The sequence below is a fragment of the Arthrobacter sp. TS-15 genome (assembly GCF_006964045.1).
In the GTDB taxonomy this organism is placed as follows: Bacteria; Actinomycetota; Actinomycetes; order Actinomycetales; family Micrococcaceae; genus Arthrobacter.
The window spans coordinates 1-1,354 of sequence record NZ_SDXQ01000117.1 but is presented as its reverse complement, the minus strand read 5'-3'; the positions used below and the strand labels follow the sequence as shown (position 1 = coordinate 1,354).

General features: G+C 68.7%; 1 protein-coding gene and 1 pseudogene. Both read left to right on the top strand.

Annotation, left to right across the window (positions count from 1 at the left end):
• Nucleotides 1-275 (top strand): annotated as a pseudogene (locus EU811_RS24520) (NAD-dependent epimerase/dehydratase family protein); the annotation flags it as partial.
• A gap of 14 nt (nt 276-289) precedes the next feature.
• On the top strand, nt 290-1,339 hold the full coding sequence (locus EU811_RS23150; protein ID WP_142940580.1) for a lysophospholipid acyltransferase family protein: 1,050 nt from the start codon (nt 290-292) through the stop codon (nt 1,337-1,339).
• The last annotated feature ends 15 nt before the right edge of the window (nt 1,340-1,354 follow it).

The window sequence follows — 1,354 nt, the reverse complement described above, 5'->3', positions numbered from 1 at the left end:
GTCTCGTGGGCTCGGCGCTGCGTACGCTGGGCATGACGGACTTCTCGCCCGAGCAGCTGCGGCTGCTCACGCACGGCCGGGTCGTGGCGACCCGGCAGATGCGCGAGACGCTCGGCTACGGTCCCAGGTACACGACCGCGGAGACCTTCGCGGACTTCGCACGCAGCCGAGGGCCCGGACTCCTGCCCCCCGAGGCCCTTGCGGGGGCCGTCGACCGGATCGCGGCACTGCCTGTACTCGGCGGTGGCCACCTCCCGACGCAGAGCGCCAACTGAGGAGCGCATCAACGATGGCGGACGCCAAGGTCATTCCGTTCGACGACGACCGGTCCCGCGGGAGTGCCGTACAGCGGCCTCCGCGGCGCCGGGGCGCGGGGAACAGGCGCAAGGGCGAGCCCGTGGTGGTTCGTGAGGTCCAGCCCCTGCCCGCACGAACGATTCCGCAGGATGATGTTCCCGTGACGCGTGAGGAACCGGCTGCTGTGGAGAAGCCGCAGGAGAATGGCTGGGACCGGCGCATCGCCGGCGGTCTGGCCTTCCTGCGGCGGCGACTGACGGGTGAGTACGAGGTCGACGACTTCGGTTACGACCAGGAGCTCACCGACCAGGTCCTGATGTCGATGCTGCGGCCCCTCTACGAGAAGTACTTCCGCGTCGAGGTGAAGGGCATCGAGAACATCCCGTCGGAGGGCGGGGCGCTGATCGTCGCCAACCACTCCGGGACGCTGCCGCTGGACGGCCTGATGATGCAGGTCGCCGTCCACGACAACCACCCCGACGGCCGTCATCTGCGGCTCCTCGCGGCCGACCTGGTCTTCATGCTGCCGGTGGTCAACGAACTGGCCCGCAAGGCCGGTCACACGCTCGCCTGCGCGGAGGACGCCGAACGGCTCCTGGAGCGCGGCGAACTGGTGGGCGTGATGCCGGAGGGCTTCAAGGGCATCGGCAAGCCGTTCAGCGAGCGCTACAAGCTCCAGCGCTTCGGCCGCGGCGGCTTCGTGTCGACGGCCCTGCGCCAGGGCACTCCGATCATTCCGTGCTCCATCGTGGGCGCGGAGGAGATCTACCCGATGATCGGCAACTCCAAGACGCTGGCCCGTCTCCTCGGCTTCCCGTACTTCCCGATCACGCCCACCTTCCCGTGGCTGGGCCCGCTCGGCGGCGTTCCGCTCCCCACGAAGTGGACGATCCAGTTCGGCGAGCCGATCCTGACGGACGGCTACCCGCCGGAGGCGGCGGAGGACCCCATGCTGATGTTCAACCTCACGGACCAGGTGAGGGAACAGATCCAGCACACGTTGTACAAGCTGCTGGTGCAGCGGCGGTCAGTGTTCTTCTGAGGGCTGGTTCCGCAA

What these genes read in the sequence shown, in the direction of transcription:
- EU811_RS23150 (WP_142940580.1), top strand. Translation starts at nt 290, where the DNA reads ATGGCGGACGCCAAGGTCATTCCGTTCGACGACGACCGGTCCCGCGGG.